This is a genomic window from Stutzerimonas stutzeri (assembly GCF_024448985.1).
GTDB classification, from domain to species: Bacteria; Pseudomonadota; Gammaproteobacteria; order Pseudomonadales; family Pseudomonadaceae; genus Stutzerimonas; species Stutzerimonas stutzeri_AP.
The window spans coordinates 103143-121890 of record NZ_JAMOII010000011.1; the positions used below are offsets into that span (position 1 = coordinate 103143).

Annotated in this window: 15 protein-coding genes; 8 read left to right on the plus strand and 7 right to left on the minus strand. The window is 60.3% G+C overall.

All coding sequences use genetic code 11. The annotated features are described in order from the left end of the window. Positions 1–326: 326 nt before the first annotated feature. The gene (locus NA647_RS13475; protein WP_256058122.1) at positions 327–1961 is read right to left on the minus strand and encodes a methyl-accepting chemotaxis protein; all 1635 of its coding nucleotides are present in this window, start codon (positions 1959–1961) and stop codon (positions 327–329) included. 282 nt (positions 1962–2243) lie between these two features. Between NA647_RS13475 and NA647_RS13480 the strand changes: the two genes are divergently transcribed. The 3 genes from NA647_RS13480 to NA647_RS13490 all read left to right on the plus strand — a co-directional run bounded on the left by NA647_RS13480 (position 2244) and on the right by NA647_RS13490 (position 4843). Continuing rightward, positions 2244–3074 carry an undecaprenyl-diphosphate phosphatase gene (locus tag NA647_RS13480; RefSeq protein WP_256058123.1) on the plus strand — a complete coding sequence of 277 codons (831 nt, stop codon included), beginning with the start codon at positions 2244–2246 and terminating at the stop codon, positions 3072–3074. Between the two features lie 32 nt (positions 3075–3106). After that, entirely contained in the window at positions 3107–4081 is a 975-nt protein-coding gene (locus NA647_RS13485) for an alpha/beta fold hydrolase (RefSeq protein WP_256058124.1), read from the plus strand. 72 nt (positions 4082–4153) lie between these two features. Beyond that, positions 4154–4843 carry a DUF1294 domain-containing protein gene (locus tag NA647_RS13490; RefSeq protein WP_256058125.1) on the plus strand — a complete coding sequence of 230 codons (690 nt, stop codon included), beginning with the start codon at positions 4154–4156 and terminating at the stop codon, positions 4841–4843. 89 nt (positions 4844–4932) lie between these two features. On the opposite strand, the gene NA647_RS13495 is transcribed toward NA647_RS13490, so the two are convergent. After that, complete coding sequence (locus NA647_RS13495) at positions 4933–6519, minus strand: ABC-F family ATPase (protein WP_256058126.1); 1587 nt, start codon at positions 6517–6519, stop codon at positions 4933–4935. 410 nt (positions 6520–6929) lie between these two features. Then, the gene (locus tag NA647_RS13500) at positions 6930–7208 is read right to left on the minus strand and encodes a peptidylprolyl isomerase (protein ID WP_014852742.1); all 279 of its coding nucleotides are present in this window, start codon (positions 7206–7208) and stop codon (positions 6930–6932) included. Positions 7209–7453: 245 nt separating this feature from the next. Between NA647_RS13500 and NA647_RS13505 the strand changes: the two genes are divergently transcribed. The 4 genes from NA647_RS13505 to NA647_RS13520 all read left to right on the plus strand — a co-directional run bounded on the left by NA647_RS13505 (position 7454) and on the right by NA647_RS13520 (position 12071). After that, a complete protein-coding gene (locus tag NA647_RS13505; protein WP_256058144.1) occupies positions 7454–8542 on the plus strand; it encodes a gluconokinase, GntK/IdnK-type in 1089 nt (362 codons plus the stop codon). A 43-nt stretch (positions 8543–8585) separates the two neighbouring features. Beyond that, the gene (locus NA647_RS13510; protein WP_256058127.1) at positions 8586–9863 is read left to right on the plus strand and encodes a TRAP transporter large permease; all 1278 of its coding nucleotides are present in this window, start codon (positions 8586–8588) and stop codon (positions 9861–9863) included. Between the two features lie 105 nt (positions 9864–9968). Then, positions 9969–10985 carry a TRAP transporter substrate-binding protein gene (locus tag NA647_RS13515; protein ID WP_256058128.1) on the plus strand — a complete coding sequence of 339 codons (1017 nt, stop codon included), beginning with the start codon at positions 9969–9971 and terminating at the stop codon, positions 10983–10985. A gap of 66 nt (positions 10986–11051) precedes the next feature. Further along, positions 11052–12071: a LacI family DNA-binding transcriptional regulator gene (locus NA647_RS13520; RefSeq protein ID WP_256058129.1), complete on the plus strand. Its 1020-nt coding sequence runs from the start codon at positions 11052–11054 to the stop codon at positions 12069–12071. Between the two features lie 48 nt (positions 12072–12119). Here the strand turns inward: NA647_RS13520 and NA647_RS13525 are convergent, their stop codons facing one another. Further along, entirely contained in the window at positions 12120–13034 is a 915-nt protein-coding gene (locus NA647_RS13525) for a LysR family transcriptional regulator (RefSeq protein ID WP_256058130.1), read from the minus strand. Positions 13035–13179: 145 nt separating this feature from the next. Here NA647_RS13525 and NA647_RS13530 point away from each other — a divergent pair, with 145 nt between their 5' ends. Beyond that, the gene (locus NA647_RS13530) at positions 13180–14406 is read left to right on the plus strand and encodes an acyl-CoA dehydrogenase (RefSeq protein WP_256058131.1); all 1227 of its coding nucleotides are present in this window, start codon (positions 13180–13182) and stop codon (positions 14404–14406) included. A gap of 182 nt (positions 14407–14588) precedes the next feature. On the opposite strand, the gene xylB is transcribed toward NA647_RS13530, so the two are convergent. The 3 genes from xylB to NA647_RS13545 all read right to left on the minus strand — a co-directional run. Further along, a complete protein-coding gene (xylB, locus tag NA647_RS13535; RefSeq protein ID WP_256058132.1) occupies positions 14589–16085 on the minus strand; it encodes a xylulokinase in 1497 nt (498 codons plus the stop codon). Between the two features lie 8 nt (positions 16086–16093). Continuing rightward, positions 16094–17569 carry a mannitol dehydrogenase family protein gene (locus NA647_RS13540; protein ID WP_256058133.1) on the minus strand — a complete coding sequence of 492 codons (1476 nt, stop codon included), beginning with the start codon at positions 17567–17569 and terminating at the stop codon, positions 16094–16096. A gap of 109 nt (positions 17570–17678) precedes the next feature. Continuing rightward, positions 17679–18748: ABC transporter ATP-binding protein (locus NA647_RS13545; RefSeq protein WP_256058134.1), on the minus strand; the 1070-nt coding region annotated here is incomplete at its 5' end.

Below are 18748 nucleotides of genomic sequence, written 5' to 3' on the forward strand. Positions count from 1 at the left end.
CCGCCAGGCTGCCGGCATTGGCTTACATATCCATTGATGTACACAGAGGACTGATAAGTCACATGGACAGTTCGTAATTGTGGGGGATTTTTGCAATTAGCCGAAGGTATAGGATTAGTTGCGGGCGCGAGGTTTGGATTAATCGGCCATGAAAGCCTGATGCTGCCTGGCCTGCAGCGTTCAAGGGCAGTCATCCTTACGCTTGGCGATCCGTTTTGAGTACTTGAGAGCGTGGCGAAAAGTCGCAGTCGATGGACGAAATAAAAGGCCAGCTCCTTTTTTGGACCTGACCATTCTTATACGAACAATCGGAGGTAAATCTACGGTCAGACTTTGAATTGCTTGAGTAATCTATTCAAATGTTCTGCCAAATCACCAAGTTGTTTGCCTGCCGCGCTCGATTGCTCGGCAGCCAGGGTGCTTTCCTGTGCCAGTCCTGCTGCCTGAGTGACGTTCTGATTGATGTCCTCGACGACGTGGCTCTGCTGTAACGTCGCACTGGCAATCGAAGCATTCAGACCTGACAGATTGCGCAGTGCCTGAGCAATCTGGCCAAGGCTCTCACCGGCTTGACTGGCTTGTTCGACTGTAGCCTGTGAGGCGCGGCTGCTATTCATGATGACGGTGACCGCAGCTCCCGAATTCTTCTGCAGGCGTTCGATCATCGTGTGGATTTCCGCCGTCGATGTCTGGGTGCGCTGCGCCAACAGGCGGACCTCGTCAGCCACAACGGCAAAACCGCGTCCCTGTTCGCCGGCACGTGCCGCCTCGATTGCGGCGTTCAGCGCGAGGAGATTGGTTTGTTCGGCAATCGATCCGATGACTTCGAGAACCGAGCCGATCTGGGTGGTTTCCTCGGCCAGCGATTGAATCACCCCAACCGCCTCGTTGATCGTCGTCGACAGTTGATCGATTTGTTGCAGGCTGGCGTCGATATTGCGCTGCCCTAGATCGGCCTGCTTTTCTGCGTCGTTCACCTCGTTCGACGCATGCTCGGCATTCTTTGCTACTTCCTGTACAGCGTAAGTCACTTCGTTGATGGCCGTGGCGACCAGCTCCATCTGCTGGGCTTGCTGTTGGCTTTGTTTGTGGGCCTGGCCGGCCAGCCCACCGAGGGCGTTGGACGACTGGTCTAGCGAGCCCGACGTTTCGAACAGTTGGGTTATGACCGTACGGAGCTTTTGGGTAAAGCTGTTGAAGTCACGACTCAAGGTCGTCAACTCGTCATTGCCCGAGACGTCGAGGCTACGCGTGAGGTCGGCTTCGCCACTGGCTATGTTGGCCATGGCTTGCATGGAGTCGCGCAGCGGTTTGGTGATGCTGCGAATCAGAATGGCGACCAGCACGGCCATCAACGAGGCGATCACTAGGCCAATGATCGAAAAACGAACCACATAACGTTGGAACTCTGCTTCGACATCGTCGACATAAATGCCTGTGCCGATGATCCAACCCCAGGGCTTGAACAGTTCGACATAGGAAATCTTCGGTACTGGATCTACCTCTCCCGGCTTCGCCCATTGATAGTCCACCAGACCCGCGCCCTGACGCTGTGCAACCCGAACCATTTCGTTGAATAGTTCCTTGCCGTTCGGATCCTTGGTCTTGGACAGGTCTTGGCCATCGAGCTCTGGTTTCATCGGATGCATGAGCATTGTCGGCTTCATGTCGTTGATCCAGAAGTAATCGTCCTGCCCATAGCGGAGCAGGCGAATCTGGTCCATCGCCGCCTTTTGCGCCTCGGCAGTACTCAGCGAGCCGTTCGCTTCGAGTTGCTGGTAATGGCTGAGAATGCCGTTGGCGGTCTCGACGATGTTTTGCGTCATGACCTGCTTGCCTTTGTACAGGTCGGTGCGCACTTGCTGAATCATCAATAGGCCAAGGATGAACAGCATGGCGATTGCTAACACCAGGATCAGCCAAAGGCGTTTGCTGATCGGGAAATTTCTTAGCAGATTCATGGGCTTGTACGCTCCTGTTGAAGACTTTTCTTAATTATTATTCGTGTATTGCTTCGCAGGGAGCTTGGCGCCGTGCCTGCCTGTTGAGGTCGCGAGACCCAGCGTCTGATGCTGGGCTATCGAATAGCTTTTCGGCTGCTCTAAAAAAAAGATGAGCGCCGCATGTCGATGTGTTGAATTTACTTGGCACTAACGAGTCAGAACAGCGCCCTGAGTGGCTAATTGACATATACCTTCGTTGCATATTCAAGCGCGGTGGTCTGCACCGCTATTGAGGAGTAGATGGATCTTTGGGTTGCCTTTCAGGCGTTGCTTCTAGGGGTGGTTGAGGGCATCACGGAGTTTCTGCCGGTCTCCAGTACCGGACACCAGATCATCGTTGCCGACCTGATCGGGTTTGGTGGCGAACGGGCGCTTGCTTTCAACATCATCATTCAGCTGGGCGCGATTCTGGCTGTGGTTTGGGAATACCGCCGAAAGATCATCGACGTCGTGGTCGGCTTGCCTAAAGAGCGGCAAGCGCAAAAGTTCACCGCCAATCTGCTGGTGGCATTCATGCCGGCTGTGGTACTGGGTGTGGCCTTCGCTGACCTGATTCACGAATACCTGTTCAACCCGATCACCGTGGCAGCCGCGCTGGTCATCGGTGGCGTGGTGATGCTCTGGGCGGAAAAGCGCCAGCACGAGGTGCAAGCCGAAACCGTAGACGACATGCGCTGGACCCATGCGTTGAAGGTCGGTTTCGCTCAATGCCTTGCGCTGGTTCCGGGTACCTCGCGCTCTGGCGCCACCATCATCGGTGGCCTGCTCTTCGGACTTTCGCGCAAGGCAGCTACCGAGTTCTCTTTCTTTCTGGCGATGCCGACCATGGTTGGCGCCGCAGCGTACTCGGGCTATAAATACCGCGACCTGTTCCAGCCGAGCGACTTTCTGGTGTTCGCGATAGGCTTCGTCACATCATTCATCTTCGCGATGCTGGCGGTACGGGCATTGCTGAAATTCATAGGCAACCATAGCTATGCGGCATTTGCCTGGTACCGAATCGTCTTCGGCATCATCATTCTGGCGACTTGGCAGTTCAACCTGATCGACTGGAGCACCGCGGCGGGTTGAGCGCCTTGAGGCCATTGTTGAAGGAGCGCCCCGTGCACGAATACGAACACCAGCTGCTGTCGGTCAATGGCATTACGCTTAGCGTCTATAGCGCCGGGCCGGTAGAGGGCGCCGTGGTCTGGTTGCTGCACGGCTTTCCGGAAAGTTGGTATTCGTGGCGGCATCAGATTCAGGCGTTGGCCGACGCAGGCTATCGAGTGGTGGCTCCGGAGATGCGCGGCTACGGCCAAAGCAGCGCTCCGAATGATGTCGCGGGTTACGACCTGATCACCGTATGTAGCGATATCCAGGCAGCGATGGACCAGCTCGGGCACCGCTCGGTGGCCGTGATAGGGCATGACTGGGGCGCACCGGTTGCATGGCACCTGGCACTCCTCGAGCCGGAGCGTGTCCGCGCCGTCGCTGCCATGGCCGTACCCTATGGAGGCCGTCCGAAGAAGCCTGCCATCGACATTATCCGCAGCCAGTTCTCCGATCGCTTCCACTACATCCTTTATTTTCAGCAGCCGGGCGTTGCCGAGGTCGAGCTGGATCAGGACATCCCCCGTACCTTGCGAATGATGATGCATAACACCTCGGCGGCCGTCCCGAAGGACTTTTTCCTGCAAGACAAACCTGCCAACAGCACGCTCTATCTAGGCATGCAGGACCCAAGCTCGCCGCCGGCCTGGTGTGATCCGGAAGCCTTTGCCGTCTACGTACGGACCTTCGAGGGGCGCGGATTTCGCGGTGCACTGAACTGGTATCGGAATTTCGAACGTAACTGGGAGCGAACTGCGCCGCTGGCCGAGCGCAAGGTCGAGCAACCGGCACTTTTCCTGCTGGGCGACAAGGACCCGGTAGGCACGCTCGAAGCGCATACGCTGCAGAAGATGCCTTCCTGGGTACCAGACCTCGAGCAGCACGTGCTCAGCGATTGTGGCCACTGGGTACAGAGCGAGCAGCCCGCACAGGTCAACCGACTGTTGCTGGACTTCCTTGAGCGCCGCTACGCATCACCTAGATAAGCGGTTGGGGCGGCTCGTCATGAACCGAGCGACGCATTAGAATCCCGGTCCCTGCCAACCGGATCACCCGTCATGGAATTACGCGGTCAGCTTAAAAGCTGGGATGACCAAAAAGGATTTGGCTTCATCCGGCCGGAGCAGGGTCGTGGTGATGTCTTCGCCCATATCTCGGCCATGCGTGGCGCGCGTCGGCCTATGCAAGGCGACCGGGTGCTGTATCTGAGCGAACCCGACAAGGCCGGGCGCCTGCGTGCTACGCATATCCGGCTTGATGCGCCGCTGTCCCTCGACGAACCAGCCATACGCCGCAAACCGTCCGTGCCGAAATCCCGCCCCGCGCAGTCTGTGAAGCCCGCGCCGCGCGCACGCCGTAACGGTCCGTTGCAGCAGCCGCTATTGAAAGCGCTAGGGTTCTTCCTGCTCTGTCTGCTGCCTGCGCTCGGTAGCCTTCGATTGGCGGAACACGGCAGCAACTGGCCGCTGTTCGCTTACGTACTGGCTAGTTTGCTGGCATTTGGGCTGTATCTGCATGACAAACGCAGCGCGTTGCGCAGTGGCTGGCGCATACCCGAGGCGCGGCTGCATCTGGTTGAATTGCTCGGTGGTTGGCCGGGCGCATTAATCGCCCAGCAATGGTTGCGACACAAAACCAGAAAGCTTTCGTTCCAATTGGTGTTCTGGCTGATCGTTAGCGCGCATCAGGTTGCGTGGTTCGACTATCTGTATCTCCAGCGCCTCTATCGATTGTTGCCGCAGATCTGATCCAGGCTCAGGCGAAGTCGGAGGCGTCAGCTGGGGGTAGTTGCAAAAACGCCCCGTACTAGCGGGGCGTCTTCTATCGCTGCGCGATCCTAGATCACGCCGAGGCTGCGCAGGTAATCGTCATAGGTGCCGCTGAAGTCGGTTACGCCCGACTCGGACAGCTCGATGATGCGCGTGGCCAGCGAGCCTACGAACTCGCGGTCATGGCTGACGAAGATTAGCGTTCCCGGATAGTTCTCTAGCGCCAGGTTCAGCGCCTCGATGGATTCCATGTCCAGGTGGTTAGTCGGTTCGTCCATCACCAGCACGTTGGGCTTTTGCAGGATCAGCTTGCCGAACAGCATGCGGCCCTGCTCGCCACCGGAAATTACACGCACCGATTTCAGGATTTCATCGTTGGAGAACAGCATGCGGCCAAGGGTGCCGCGTACCAGCTGTTCGCCGCCCTGAGTCCACTGGCCCATCCAGTCGAACAGGGTCGCGTCATCTTCGAAATCCTCGGCATGATCTTGAGCGTAATAACCGACGTCAGCGCTTTCGGTCCATTTCACCGAACCGGCATCCGGCTGCAGATCGCCGACCAGAGTACGCAGCAGCGTGGTCTTGCCGATGCCGTTGGGGCCGATGATAGCGACGCGTTCGCCAGCCTCGACGGTGAAACTGAAGTTCTTGAATAGCGGCTTGCCGTCGAAGCCCTTCGCCAGGCTTTCCACCGTCACGGCTTGACGGTGCAGCTTCTTGGTTTGCTCGAAGCGGATGAACGGGCTGACGCGGCTGGACGGCTTGACTTCGTCGAGCTGGATTTTGTCGATCAGCTTGGCGCGCGAGGTGGCCTGCTTGGCTTTTGAGGCGTTTGCCGAGAAGCGGCTGACGAAGGTTTGCAGTTCAGCAATCTGCGCTTTCTTCTTGGCGTTGTCTGACAGCAGGCGCTCGCGGCTCTGGGTGGCCGCGGTCATGTATTCGTCGTAGTTGCCGGGGAATAGACGCAGCTCACCGTAATCCAGGTCGGCCATGTGCGTGCACACGCTGTTGAGGAAGTGTCGGTCGTGGGAAATGATGATCATGGTGCTGTTGCGGACCTTGAGAACATCTTCCAGCCAGCGGATGGTGTTGATATCCAGGTGGTTGGTCGGCTCGTCCAGCAACAGGACTTCCGGGTCGGAAAACAGCGCCTGGGCCAGCAGCACGCGCAGCTTCCAGCCGGGTGCTACTTCGCTCATCGGGCCGAAGTGCTGTTCCAGCGGAATGCCCAGGCCCAGCAGCAATTCACCCGCGCGGGATTCGGCGGTGTAGCCGTCCAGCTCGGCGAACTCGGTTTCCAGCTCGGCCACGGCCATGCCGTCTTCTTCGCTCATCTCCGGCAGCGAATAGATGCGCTCGCGCTCGGCCTTGACCTTCCACAGCTCCTCGTGACCCATGATCACGGTGTCGATGACATTGAAGTCCTCGTAGGCGAACTGATCCTGACGCAACTTGCCGAGGCGCACGTTGGGTTCGAGCATCACCTGGCCGCCGGAAGGCTCCAGATCGCCGCCGAGGATTTTCATGAACGTCGACTTGCCGCAGCCGTTGGCGCCGATCAGGCCGTAGCGATTGCCGTTGCCGAACTTGACGGAAACGTTCTCGAACAGCGGTTTAGCGCCGAATTGCATGGTGATGTTAGCGGTGGAGATCAAAGCGGTGTCCTGGGTTTCAGAAGGGCCGGGGTGCGGCACAGACGCGACCAAGCCCGGTCGATCCGACCGGTGCGAGAGACGAGGTGCGTAAAAGGGCGTGCATTGTAGTGCGGATGGCCGCGATTCGACAGGGCTTCGCATGTCCGTTTGGTCGCCTGCGTAACAGCCATCAAGGCCGCGCGGCGAGAAGATAAAAGCGAGGCGGGTAATATGGATGGTCATTAGAGAATGCCAACGCGGCGGCGTCACGGGCACCAGCTGGCGCGGCCGTTTCGCCTGTGCGTTGTGTCAGCTCGCCACCCAGCGCACCGAAAAGAGCTTTACATTCAGTGCTATCTCTCGTTCGCCGCACGCTGAGCCGGCTGCGGGAGATGCAGCTGCAGCGCTTCGGCATCGTGAGCTGACGAGCCTCAGTCGCGATAGAAGACCTGCACCAAGTGATAGCCGAACTGACTTTTCACTGGCCCATGCACTTCACGCAACGGCTTCTTGAAAATCACCTGATCGATGCTGCGTACCATCTGGCCGGGGCGCACCTCGCCCAGGTCGCCACCTTTCTTGCCGGACGGGCAGGTCGAATACTTTTTCGCCAGCACGTCGAAGGCTTCGCCATTGGCGATGCGCTTTTTCAGCTGTGCGGCCTCCGCTTCGGTTTTTACCAGAATGTGGCGTGCCATGGCTTTGGGCATTACAGGTCTCCTGGGTTGCGGCGGCGATTGTAGTTAGCTCGTCGGAAAAACCGAAGCACCGAGACCAAACAAGACTACCGTTCGGCTGAATCGAAAAGCGACGAACGGTAGTTATAGTAAAAAGTATGTTAGCGCTACCATCCGGCTCAACAATCATAACGCGGCACATTGATGCTGCTGGAGAGCCGATAGTGGATTTCCACTCCAATAGCGACATCCCCCTCGCCAGCCGCGCGCTGGTAGTTATGGGTGTCAGCGGTTCGGGTAAGACCGACACCAGCCATGCCGTTGCCGATGCACTGGGTTTTCGCCATATCGAAGCCGATAATTTCCATCCCGAAGAGAACGTTGCCCGTATGCGCGCGGGCATGCCGCTATCCGACGCTGATCGTGTCGAGTGGCTGCAGAAGCTCATCATCGAGATGCAAAAGGCAATCGAAGACGACGTCGGCTTCGTGCTGGCCTGTTCAGCGCTCAAGCGCCGCTACCGTGATCTATTACGCGACGCGGTGCCGGCCTTGCGTTTCGCGCATCTGTCCATCGATTACGACACGGCCGTTCAGCGCGTGGGTGGCCGTGCTGGGCATTTCATGCCGATTTCTTTGGTGGACAGCCAGTTCGCCACACTCGAGTCGCCGGAAGGCGAACCCGGTGTGCTGGTAGTCGATGCCAGCCAGTCGCGCGAGCAGGTCCTCGGAGAAATCGTCAGCTGGATGCAGCGTGATTTTGGACTTGAAATCGCCGATCGCGAGGATCTTTCCGCACGTCCGCTTGATAGCGCTAACACAGAGCTGGAGCGCGGCGCTGAGTTGACCAGCGCACCCATATACAGCGGAAAAATGGCGCAGAGCTTCGATCGGATCACCGATTGGCTGATGGCGGGCTTGCTCGCTTTTATGGTGATCGTGGTGTTTAGCAGCGTGGTGCTGCGTTATGCCTTCGGTACCGGTTGGACTGGCGCCGAGGAGCTTTCGCGATTGGCCTTCGTCTGGCTGGTCTTCGTTGGCGTCGCGTCGAGCATGCGCCGCGGAGAGCTGATGGCTTTCAGCATGATCCGTGATCGTTTTCCAAAGTTGTTTCGCCGCTTGGTCGATTCGGTCAGCTGGCTGATGGTGGCCGTTGCCAGCGGCATGGCTGCTATGGGCGGATGGAACCAGATGCAGTTCGGCTGGAACATCAATAGCCCGGTAGTGGGCTATCCGCTGGCAGTAGCGATGCTACCGGTGATGGCCAGCATGATCGCACTGACGGTCCTGGCGCTTTTGCAACTCGTCAACGTATGGCGCGGACAGCCCCAGCCGCATGCCGCCGACGCCAATGTAACGGCCGACTGACTTTTCGATAACAACATGGGCAATGCCCGCCTGAGGACCGTACATGACTGTCGTCGTCTTCCTTTCTTCACTGTTTGGCTTCATGGCCTTCGGCATGCCGATCGCATTCGCGCTGATTCTCACTGGTGCGGTGTTGATGTGGTATCTGGATTTCTGGGATGTGCAATTGCTGGCCCAGAACCTTCAGGCCGGCGCTGACAGCTTTCCACTGTTGGCCGTGCCGTTCTTCATTCTTGCCGGTGAATTGATGAATGCTGGCGGCATTTCTCGCCGGATCATTAACATGGCGCAGGCCTATTTCGGCCACAAGCGCGGTGGGCTTGGGTATGTTGCGATTGCTGCGTCGGTGCTGCTGGCAAGTATGTCCGGCTCGGCACTGGCGGACACCGCGGCGCTGGCCACGCTATTGCTGCCGATGATGCGCGAGCGCGGTTATCCACTGAGTTCGTCATCGGGTCTGGTAGCAGCTGGCGGCATTATCGCTCCGATCATTCCGCCCTCGATGCCTTTCGTGATTTATGGCGTGGTGACCAATACATCAATCAGTCAGCTGTTCCTCGCCGGTATGGTGCCCGGTTTGATCATGGGGGCTGGACTTGTGGTGGCCTGGACGCTGATCGCACGCAAGATCGAAGAGCCCCCTCAGGAAAAAGCCACCCGTGCCGAGCGGCGCAAGGCGCTGGTCGACGGAGCAGCCGCCTTGATGCTCCCGGTAATCATCGTCGGCGGCTTGCGTGGCGGGTTGTTCACGCCAACCGAGGCAGCAGTAGTGGCAGCGGTTTATGCGCTTGCCGTTTCGACCTTGCTGTATCGCGAACTCAACTGGCGCGGCGTGATTGAAGTGCTGACTCGCGCGAGCCGTACCACGGCGTCAGTGATGTTTCTCTGCGCCGCGGCAATCGTTTCCGGCTACATGATCACGCTGGCGCAGTTGCCGGACGAGATCGCCATGATGCTCGGCCCGCTGGCGCAAGATCCGAAGCTACTGATGGTTGCCATCATGGTGTTGATGATCGCGATCGGCATGGTGCTCGATCTGACACCAACCATTCTGATCCTTGGCCCTGTGCTGGCGCCTATCGCGGTCAAGGCCGGTATCGACCCGGTGTACTTCGGCGTGATGTTCGTATTGATCGGCTCCATCGGTCTGATTACGCCGCCAGTGGGCACTGTGCTGAACGTTGTCGGAGGTATCGGCAGGTTGCGCATGGAGACACTGGTGCGCGGAGTGATCCCATTCTTCGTTATTTATTTGCTGATCGTCGCACTGCTGGTTGCCGTGCCGTCGATCATCACCGTGCCGCTGCAATGGTTGCGCTGATCGGGGCAGGAACTCGCTCGAATTGACCGCAGCGGCATTCAGGTTTCGCCTTGGCGAGAAAAGCTTCATCTTCATTCCATCCACAACAACAAAAGGTAAGACAGCATGAAACGGTTTCTCATAGCGGCTCTGGCGGCCACCACGCTCGGTAGCGCCATCACCGCGGTCAGCGCGCAGGCGGCTGACGACGTTCGTTCACGAATGATCCGCTTCGGTTATGGCCTCAACGAAGACAGCAACCAGGGCAGGGCGGCGAAGCTGCTTGCCGAAGAAATCGCCAAGGCGTCCGACGGCAAGCTCAAGATGCGGACGTTTGCCTCCGCCAGCCTGGGATCGGACGACCAGATGCAGAACGCGCTGATGGGCGGGGCGCAGGAAATGATGGTCGGCTCGACCGCCACCCTGGTGGGCGTCGCCGAGGAAATGGCGGTATGGGATACACCGTTCCTCTTCGAAAGCGAAAAGCAGGCGGATTACGTGCTCGATGGCCCGGTCGGGCAGAAGGTCATGGATGCGCTGGAAGAGAAAGGGCTGGTTGGGCTGGTCTACTGGGAGAACGGCTTCCGCAACCTCACCAACAACGTGCGGGCGGTTGAGAAAATGGAGGATTTCAATGGCATCAAGCTGCGCGTGATGCCCAACCCGGTGTTCATTGACACCTTCAAGCAAATGGGCGCCAACGCGGTTCCGCTGCCGTTCTCCGAGCTGTTCACTGCGCTGGAGACCAAGGCCGTCGACGGTCAGGAAAACCCCTACAACACCATCCTCTCCTCGAAATTCTATGAGGTGCAGAAGTACCTGAGTGTGACCAATCACGTCTACAGCCCATGGATCGTTACGGCATCCAAGCGCTGGTGGGATGGCCTGTCCGAGACCGAGCAGAACATCATCATGGACGCGGCGAAGAAGTCACGTGATTCGGAGCGCGAAGATACTCGTGCCGAAGCCCGCGAAGCCTTGGCGCAAATCGAAGAGCACGGCATGGAGATCAACAAGGTCAGCCCTGAAGAAATCCAACGTATGCGCGAGCAGGCCAAGCCGGCGATTCAGACCGTGATTGATACGGTCGGCGAACCGCTGTTCAACGAAGTTCAGGCGGAAATAGCGAAAGCACCGAAGTGATCGGGCGCGCCCCATTCGGGGGCGCCTCCCGTATAGAATTTCCGCCCCTCGCCGCTGGATCCCGCTATGAGCTCTCGCCGTCGCCGCTCTCTGGAGCGGGTCACATTGTCTGATGTGGCTCGCAGTGCTGGTTGTTCCTTGATGTCCGCTTCGCGTGCGCTGTCGCAACCGGAGCGGGTGTCCGATGCGCTGCGCGAGCGTGTCATGGCTGCGGTCAAAGCGCTGGGCTACGTGCCGCATACCGCGGCGCGAAGCCTTGCCAGTGCAAGGTCGAATCTCGTAGCTGTGATCATCCCTTCACTGTCGAACGCCGTATTCGTCGATACCGTCGAGGCGGTTCAGCGAGTCCTGATGCCGGCCGGGTATGAGCTGATGATCGGCGTCAGTCACTACCGTCCGGAGGAAGACGAGCGTCTGTTGCGTGCCTATCTGGCCCATCAGCCGGCAGGGCTTCTGGTCACCGGCTTCCAGCGCAGCGATGCCGCGCGCGAAGTGCTAGGCAGCTACACCAGCCCCATCGTCACGCTGATGGAGCTGAGCGATGCACAAGAGGACTACTGCGTCGGTTTTTCGCAATTCGAGGCAGGCGCCGCCATGACCCGCAAACTGCTTGATCGCGGTTACCGCACCATCGCCTTCGCCGCTGCGCAGCTCGACCCGCGTACCCTGCAGCGTGCCGAAGGTTATCGGCAGGTGATGCGCGAGGCGTCCCGCTATGACCCCGCGCTAGAACTGCTGACGCCGGAGGTGTCCTCCATCGGCCTTGGCGCCGAACTGCTGAACAGGCTACTGGCCCAGCAGCCAGGCATCGATGCGATCTTCTTCAATAACGACGACCTGGCGCTGGGGGCGTTGTTCCGTGCCCGCCAGCTGCAGCTGGCCGTTCCTGGGCGCTTGGCCATTGCCGGTTTCAACGACCTGCCAGCCGCCGCTTGGATGCACCCGGCGCTGACGACTGTACGCACCATCCGTGGAGAGATCGGCACGCTGGCCGGGCAGATGCTGCTCAGCCTGATGCGCGGCGAAACGCCAACGCAACGGCGGATCGATGTGGGGTTTGAAGTGGTGATGCGCGAAAGCGCCTGAGACGCAACCGGCAGGCATCGCGCTTGCCGGCTCCATTACAGCAGGGCGTCAGTCGGCCTGCTGCGCCGCCGTGACCTGCTGGGCGATCTCAATCATCTGCTCGCGCATCCAGCGGTTGGCCGGGTCCTGATCGGTGCTTTCGTGCCAGTAGATATGCGTTTCCAATGGCGGAATATCTACCGGCAGTGGCACCTGATGCAGATCGTGGCGACGGGCGAAACGCTCCGGCACGGTCACCGCCATATCGGTGTGCTGAATCACCTGCGTGGCCATCATGTAGTGCTGCGAGCGTAGAGCGATCTTGCGCTGCTGGCCCATCTTGCCCAGCGCCAGGTCGACCATGCCCAGGCCGCTGCGCCGGCTGGAAATATGGATGTGCGACAGCGACAGGTATTCCTCGACGCTGAGCTTGTCCTTCGCCAAGGGATGGCCGCGGCGCATGGCGCAGACGTAGCGGTCCTCCAATAGCTTGACGTGGCGCACCTGCGGGTCGGTATTGAGCGGGGCGTCCATGGCGAAATCCAGGCGGCCGGCCGCCAGTTCCTTGGTGGTTTCGCGACGCTTGGCCAGCATGCTTTCGATCTTCACGTTCGGTGCCATGCGGCGCAGGCGTTGGAACAGCGGCGGCAACACCACCGCCTCGGTGAGGTCAGTCATGCTGATGCGGAAGGTCTTGTTCGCCTGCAGCGGATTGAAGGTACGGCTTTCCTGCACCGAGACGCGCAGCAACTGCAACGCGTTGCGCACCGGGCCGATGATGTTCTGTGCCATCGGCGTCGGCACCATGCCTTGCGCGGTGCGCACGAACAGCGGGTCGTTGAAGGTCTCGCGAAGGCGCGCCAGGGCATTGGAAACGGCGGGCTGGGTGATGCCGACGATCTGCCCGGCGCGGGTCAGATTCGCCTCGGTATAGATGGCATCGAAGACGATGAACAGATTCAGATCGACCTTGTTCAGGTTCATTGTTGTGCTCTCCGGCGTGTATCGGAATTCGCCGATCATATATCGGTGATGAATGTTTATACACGAGGAAAATAGCTTAGATAAATCGTCGAGCGTCCTCTAGCATCTAAAACTACAAAACGTTACCTGCAGAAGGTCTGTCGCCATGGATTTCGCCTATTCCCCCAAGGTTCAAGAGTTGCGTGAACGCGTTCAGGCGTTCATGGATGCGCATGTCTATCCCGCCGAGAAAATCTTCTATCAGCAGGTAAGTGAGGGCGACCGTTGGCAACCCACCGCCATCGTCGAGGAGCTGAAGGCCAAAGCCAAAGCCGAAGGATTGTGGAACCTTTTTCTGCCAGATTCCGAGCTGGGCTTTGGGCTGACCAATACCGAATACGCGCCGCTGGCCGAAATCATGGGCAGCTCCGGCCTTGGTCCGGAGGCATTCAACTGCTCGGCGCCGGACACCGGCAACATGGAAGTACTGGTTCGTTACGGCAGTGACGAGCACAAAAAACGCTGGCTCGAGCCTCTGCTTCGAGGAGTAATCCGCTCGGCCTTCGGCATGACCGAGCCTGGCGTGGCTTCGTCGGACGCGACCAACATGGAGGCGCGTGCCGTTCGCGAAGGTGACGAGTGGGTCATCAATGGTCGCAAGTGGTGGACCTCCGGTGCCTGCGATCCACGCTGCAAAGTCATGATCTTCATGGGCCTGACCAACCCGGATGCACCGCGTCACCAACAGCATTCGATGATCCTGGTGCCGATGGATGCGCCCGGTCTCAAGGTGCTGCGCCCGTTACCCGTATTCGGCTACGACGACGCGCCGCACGGCCACGCCGAAGTGCTGCTGGAAAACGTCCGCGTGCCGTATGAAAACGTGCTGCTCGGCGAAGGCCGTGGTTTCGAGATCGCCCAGGGCCGCCTTGGCCCAGGCCGTATCCACCACTGCATGCGCTCAGTGGGCGTGGCCGAGCGTGCGCTGAAGCTGATGTGCGAGCGTTCGGTCAACCGCACGGCGTTCGGCAAGCCGCTGGCGCGTCTGGGGGCGAACCTGGACCATATCGCCGAATGCCGCATCGAGATCAACATGGCGCGGCTGCTGACGCTAAATGCGGCCTACATGATGGATACGGTCGGCAACAAGATCGCCGCCAGCGAAATCGCACAGATCAAGGTGGTTGCGCCAAATGTGGCGTTGAAGGTGATTGACCGTGCCATCCAGATCCACGGCGGCGCCGGTGTATCCGAGGATTTCCCGCTGGCCCACTGGTACGCCATGCAGCGCACCCTGCGCCTGGCTGACGGTCCGGACGAAGTGCATCGTGCGTCGATCGCCAAGCACGAGCTGGGCAAATACGTGCCGCGCGAGGCGCTGCGTAGCCGCTGACACGCTCTGGTAGTACCAAAGGCAAAGCCATGAATTCCTGGCTTTGTCTTTTTTATGCGTGGTTATCTGCTGGTGTGGCGCGCTGGGGATTGGACAAAGCGTTCGCGAGCAAGCTCGCTCCTACGGGATCGTGCGACCTCGGCCGTTGTAGGAGCGAGCTTGCTCGCGAATGGAAACTGTAGTTACGCCTGCTGACCATAAAAGCTGGTCACCAGCCCCTGATAGCGCCGATAGGCCTGCTCATAAGCTGCGACGGCGTGTGCATCCGGCCTGACGGCGGTCGTCTCATCCAGGCTGACACAGCGCTCGCAAATCTCGGCGAGACTGGCCTGCGCATCGCTCTGCCGCGCATGACACCAGGCCGCCTGGATGGCCGCACCCAGCGCTGCAGCTTCACTGTGCGTGGTGCAGATCAGCGGCGTGGCCATGACGTCGGCGATGATCTGCCGCCACAGTGGGTTCTTCGCACCGCCACCGATCAGCCGAATCCGTTCGCTGCGAATACCGCTATCACGCAGCAGGTCCAGACCATAGCGCAGGCCGAAGGTCACGCCTTCGAGCACGGCGCGGCAGAGGTTGGCGCGAGTGAGGTTGTCGCTGGTCAAGCCGTGCAGGCTGGCGCTGGCCTGGGGCAGGGCGGGTACGCGTTCGCCGTTGAGATACGGCAGCATGCTTACGCCATCCGCGCCGATGGGCGCTTGTGCCACCAGTGCGTTGAATTGCTCGAGCTCGAGCTGCAGCAACTCGCGGATGGTGCCGTTGGCGTTGGTCAGGTTCATGGTGCAGATCAGCGGCAGCCAGCCACCGCTGGACGAGCAGAAGGTCGCGACCGACGGCTGCGAACTGACGCGGGGTTCATTGCCGTATCCGTAAAGTGTGCCGGAGGTGCCCAGGCTCATGGTGATCGCGCCGGGTGCGATATTGCCGGTGCCAATGGCGCCCATCATATTGTCGCCACCGCCGCTGGCCACCAATGCCTGGGGATTGAGCCCCAGCCGTTTGGCCAGCTCCGGTCGCAAATATCCGACCGACTGGTGAGGCTCGATCAGTTCCGGCAGTGCCGCTGCCAGCCGACCGCTCGGGTCGATATGGTGCAGCAGCTCCAGATCCCAGCGCCGACTGCGCACATCGAAGTAGCCGGTGCCCGAGGCATCGCCATACTCGCTGCAGTAACGCCCGGTCAGCCAGTAATTGAGATAGTCATGGGGCAGCAGGATATGGGCGATGCGCTCGAACAGCGCGGGATGCTGCTCCTTCATCCAAAGCAGCTTGGACACCGTGTAACCCGGCGCAATGGCCACGCCCAAACGCTGCAGCGAGCCGATCTCGCCGCCCAGCCAATCCAGCAGGCGCTGGTTCTCGGTGGCCGATTCGGTGTCGCACCAGAGCTTGGCCGGCCGCAGTACTTGGCCATCCGCATCCAGCGTGACCAGCCCATGCTGCTGGCCGGAAACGCCGATGCCGAGTACGGCCGTATCCTTGACCCCTGCCTGGGCCAGCGCCGCCGCCGTAGCCTTTTCGAACGCCTCGATCCATTGCTCAGTCGCCTGCTCGCGGCGGCCGTTGGGACCACTGATAAGTTCATGACTGGCTGAACTTTCACCCAGCACGGTTCCGGTCGCGGCGTCGAGCAGCAGCGCCTTGGTGCCTTGGGTACCGCAGTCGATGCCTAGAAACATAGGGTCTCCTAGCTCGCGAGCAACTGATCGAGCGTGCCTTTCACCCCCAGCGAACGCAGCCGCGTCAGGTTGCGCTCGAAAGCCTCCCGAAATGCCGCTGAACGCGGAATCTGCGTGCCGAAAATATCCTCGCGCCCGAGCAGGCGCTCGGCCAGCCCGTCATCCGCAGCGACCAGCCCCTGGCAGAATTCCAGACGCGGATCGAGGATCCGGTAGCGCTCGCCATTTTCATCGACTCCCCGCAGATACAACGCCCAGGCGGCGATCACCAGCGCGGCGCGATCCAGCTCGGCGTCGTCGGCGATTAGCCGGTTGATGGTCGGTACGCTGAACTTGGAGAACTTCGACGAGCCGTCCGAACAGACCCGCTCCAGCTGGTCGGCGATGGCACGGTTGGAGAAACGCTCGATCAGCGTGCGCTTGTATTGTTCGAGGTCGATACCGGGCACTGGCGCCAGTTGCGGCGTTACGTCCTCGTCCATGTAGCGTTGCACGTAGCGCCTGAGCAACGGATCTTCCATGGTTTCGTGCACGTAGCGATAGCCGCGCAGGAACCCCAAATAGGTCAGCGCCAGATGACTGCCGTTGAGCAGCTTGAGCTTCATTTCCTCATAGGGTGCGACGTCGTCGGTGAACTGCACGCCGACTTTCTCCCAGGCGGGGCGACCGTTGACGAACTTGTCCTCCAGCACCCATTGCACGAAGGGTTCGCATACCACCGGCCAGGCGTCGTCGATGCCGTGGTGGTCCTGAAGCGCCTGGCGATGCGCTGCGCTGGTCATCGGCGTGATGCGATCGACCATAGCGTTGGGAAAGCTGACGTGGCGCTCGATCCAGCCGGCCAGCTCGGCGTCCACCAGAGTGGCGAAGGCCAGCAGTGCCTTGCGGGTGACGTCGCCGTTGTGCGGCAGGTTATCGCAGGACATCACCGTGAACGGCGCAATGCCAGCTCCACGGCGTCGGGCCAGCGCCGCGCAGAGCAGGCCGAATACGCTGATCGGCGCGCGTGGGTTGGCCAGGTCGTGCTTGATCTGCGGCAGCGAGGCGTCGAACTGGCCGGTGCTTTCGTCCATGCAGTAGCCGCCTTCGGTGATGGTCAGCGAGACGATGCGGATCGCCGGGTCGGCGAGCCGGGCCACCACCGTTTCCGAACCGTCCTCGACCAGTAGCATGTCGCGGATGCTGCCGATCACCCGAACCTCCGTATCCGGTCGATCATCCAGCTCCACCAGAGTGAACAGGTGGTCCTGCGCGGCCAGGGCATTGCGCATGGCCCGTTCCTCGGGGCGGGTGCCGATGCCGCAGATGCCCCAGTCCAGCTCTTCACCGGTATTCATCAGGGCATCGGTATAAGCCGCCTGGTGGGCACGATGAAAACCGCCGACGCCGATATGGGCGATGCCGGTGCTGACCGTTTCCAGGGGATAGCCGGGGCGCTTGATGTTGGCCGGCAGTTGCTGCAGATGCTGTTCGTTCAACTTCATCGGATGTCTCGCTGACAGACGTGCGCGTCCTCGCCACGGGATCGTCCGTAACGGCTGGCAACACGGAAATGAATGACAAGTCGCCGTTTGAGCGACCTGCCAGGCTGATTCAGGCCACCTGACGCAGGGGCTGGCCGACCGCCAGGCCCTTGCTGTCGAACAGGTGGCAGTGGGCGGCATTGAGCGTCAGTTTCAGCGCCTCGCCATAGCGCGGCGTGAAATCGCCACGGATGCGCATGGTCAGCGGCTCGCCCGCCTGGGTGATCACATGGCAGTAGGTGTCGCTGCCCAGGCGTTCGCTGACGTCGGCCTTGACCTCCAGTTGCCAGCTGCCGTCGGTGCTGCGGTTGAGGTGCTCGGGACGGATGCCGAGAGTGACCGGATCGCCAATGGACAATGCCGGGCCGCCCAGGGGCAATTGCAGGCGGCACCTGGCGTCCAGTTCCACCTCGCAACCCTCGTCATGTACACCGACGACCGTACCCTGGAGGAAGCCCATCTTCGGCGTGCCGAGAAAACCGGCGACGAAGAGGTTGGCCGGGTTGTGATAGAGCTCCATCGGCGAGCCGACCTGCTCGATGCGCCCGCCGTTGAGCACCACCACCTTGTCGGCCAGGGTCATGGCTTCCACCTGGTCGTGGGTCACGTAGATCACGGTGCCGCGCAGTTCCTGATGCAGGCGCGACAGCTCCAGGCGCATCTGCACGCGCAGAGCGGCGTCGAGGTTGGACAGCGGTTCGTCGAACAGGAAGACCTTCGGGTTGCGCACGATGGCGCGGCCGATCGCCACCCGCTGGCGTTGACCACCGGACAGCTGTTTCGGTTTGCGCTCCAGCAACGGCTCCAGGCCGAGAATGCGCGCGGCGTTGGTGATCTTGCGTTCGACTTCCTGCTTGTCGACACCGGCCAGGTCCAGGGCGAAGGACATGTTCTTGCGCACCGTCATGTGCGGGTACAGCGCGTAGGTCTGGAACACCATGGCCAGGTCGCGCTTGGCCGGGCTGACCTGAGTGATGTCGCGGCCGTCCAGCTCGATATGGCCGCTGCTGACTTCTTCCAGTCCGGCAATCAGCCGCAGCAGGGTGGATTTTCCGCAACCGGATGGGCCGACGAACACTACAAACTCACCGTCGCGGATTTCCAGGTCAACACCCTTGATGATCTCGTTGCCGTCGAAGC

Excerpts from the sequence above, each read along its gene's own strand:
- NA647_RS13475 (WP_256058122.1), bottom strand. The coding sequence starts at position 1,961 with ATGAATCTGCTAAGAAATTTCCCGATCAGCAAACGCCTTTGGCTGATC.
- NA647_RS13480 (WP_256058123.1), top strand. The coding sequence starts at position 2,244 with ATGGATCTTTGGGTTGCCTTTCAGGCGTTGCTTCTAGGGGTGGTTGAG.
- NA647_RS13490 (WP_256058125.1), top strand. The coding sequence starts at position 4,154 with ATGGAATTACGCGGTCAGCTTAAAAGCTGGGATGACCAAAAAGGATTT.
- NA647_RS13500 (WP_014852742.1), bottom strand. The coding sequence starts at position 7,208 with ATGCCCAAAGCCATGGCACGCCACATTCTGGTAAAAACCGAAGCGGAG.
- NA647_RS13505 (WP_256058144.1), top strand. The coding sequence starts at position 7,454 with ATGGGTGTCAGCGGTTCGGGTAAGACCGACACCAGCCATGCCGTTGCC.
- NA647_RS13510 (WP_256058127.1), top strand. The coding sequence starts at position 8,586 with ATGACTGTCGTCGTCTTCCTTTCTTCACTGTTTGGCTTCATGGCCTTC.
- NA647_RS13515 (WP_256058128.1), top strand. The coding sequence starts at position 9,969 with ATGAAACGGTTTCTCATAGCGGCTCTGGCGGCCACCACGCTCGGTAGC.
- NA647_RS13520 (WP_256058129.1), top strand. The coding sequence starts at position 11,052 with ATGAGCTCTCGCCGTCGCCGCTCTCTGGAGCGGGTCACATTGTCTGAT.
- NA647_RS13525 (WP_256058130.1), bottom strand. The coding sequence starts at position 13,034 with ATGAACCTGAACAAGGTCGATCTGAATCTGTTCATCGTCTTCGATGCC.
- NA647_RS13530 (WP_256058131.1), top strand. The coding sequence starts at position 13,180 with ATGGATTTCGCCTATTCCCCCAAGGTTCAAGAGTTGCGTGAACGCGTT.
- xylB (WP_256058132.1), bottom strand. The coding sequence starts at position 16,085 with ATGTTTCTAGGCATCGACTGCGGTACCCAAGGCACCAAGGCGCTGCTG.
- NA647_RS13540 (WP_256058133.1), bottom strand. The coding sequence starts at position 17,569 with ATGAAGTTGAACGAACAGCATCTGCAGCAACTGCCGGCCAACATCAAG.